This is a genomic window from Morganella sp. GD04133 (genome assembly GCF_029835375.1).
GTDB lineage: Bacteria > Pseudomonadota > Gammaproteobacteria > Enterobacterales > Enterobacteriaceae > Morganella > Morganella morganii_B.
On the sequence record NZ_JAODZS010000088.1, the window covers coordinates 1 to 1,493 of the forward strand.

General features: G+C 48.8%; 2 protein-coding genes. Both read right to left on the reverse strand.

Annotation, left to right across the window (positions count from 1 at the left end):
• Positions 1–40: 40 nt before the first annotated feature.
• Positions 41–637: a lambda exonuclease family protein gene (locus N7387_RS21155; protein WP_279800937.1), complete on the reverse strand. Its 597-nt coding sequence runs from the start codon at positions 635–637 to the stop codon at positions 41–43.
• On the reverse strand, positions 618–1,355 hold the full coding sequence (gene bet / locus N7387_RS21160) for a phage recombination protein Bet (RefSeq protein WP_279800938.1): 738 nt from the start codon (positions 1,353–1,355) through the stop codon (positions 618–620). Before bet ends, N7387_RS21155 begins: the two co-directional genes overlap by 20 nt.
• Positions 1,356–1,493: the final 138 nt, after the last annotated feature.

The window sequence follows — 1,493 nt, forward strand, 5'->3', positions numbered from 1 at the left end:
TCAGCATCCCTGCATTACGCTTCATCCTGAAACGGTGGGGTTATTTGGTTAAAAACTCGATTTCTTCCCTGAGCTCTTTCGTGAATTCGCGAATTTCCGTTTCTATTTCACTGGCAAGGCCTTCATCAAAAACAATCCGTGTTTTGAAATAGGCGAGATTTTCCGGAAGCCGGTTGTCATAGCTGACAAAGTCACACCACCTTCGACCGGTGCACATCATCTGGCCGTGCATCTGAAGGATGTATTCACGCTTTGGCTTTCCGGTTTTTATGGTCTCAATATGAGTTGCTGTGTTCGGGCACTTGATTTCGATTAATCCGTCATCGTTTACAAGGCCGTCCGGACTGGCTCCGAAAAGCTCAATGGTGGGGTGCAGAATAAAGCCGGTTTCCGTTACCGTGGCGTCGAATTCGTTGAGGCAGTACATTTCCCTTGCCACCGCCTCAAGCTCGTTACCGCGCTCCATACTTGCTGATTTAAAGGTCTCTTCCTTCTGGCCTGTCAGCGTTTCGCAAACCAACTGAGCTATATAATTCTTCCTTGTTGCTCCGCCACCTTTCGCCATTACTTTTGCAATATTGCTTGCCGTGACTTTCCCTAGCCTGGCCGCAAACCATTCATCCGTTCTCTGCTCCATCTGTCACCTCAGTGTATTCGGCATCAATGGCGATACTGTTTTTAATTCGCTCTTTATCCGCCGTTCCGATGATCGCCCGTTCTTCAGGGGTAAGCTCTGTCCATAGCTGCTTGAATGCCTCCGTCCCATTTTTTGCGGCGTTTTCACAGCGAGCGATAAGCTCCGGTCGGTTTTCATGGCTTTCCTGTCCATTGATAACACCGGCTGGGGTACTTTCAGTGATGCGCTCAGCTTCATCCTGGTCGTAAATGCCAGCAAACCCGAATGCCAAACGCGCGCACTGAATCATGGCTTTATGCCTGAGCATGCGTTTAGGGTGTGATTTCCACGGCTGGGTTCCGCGATTACACTCACTCATGTATTCCGTTACTGATGTCGGGTGATTCCGGTCTTTGCGGTAAATTTTGCATGTGCACGATTCGTCATCCATTTCGAACTCTATGCCGTCAAAATTTTTGTTGCCATTAATGATCCGCGCCCATCCGTCAACGCCGACAACAGGAACAATTCCCGTCCTGTCAGGGAAGGCGTAAATCTCTTTTGTCCATGGGTTCAGGTTGTACTGATTAGCGACAATGAGAAGCGCAAGAAACTGCTGGTCTGTTGCCTCAGCCTTGAATGCCGTAGACCGCAGCGTGTTAATCAGGTCTTTCTCGTCGATTGCCAGATCAAGCTTCTGTGCGAGAGAGCCAGCCATCGACACCAGTGAGTTACTCATGGGAAAAATCTCCTTTTTATTTGTTTGCACAGCGAGTTAAAAAGCGCGTCCTGCGCATCGTCACTGAACTTGTCTAAGATTGACTGATCCACACCAAAGAAAACATCCGATGTTATCTGCTGAACTTCCGTGTCCACA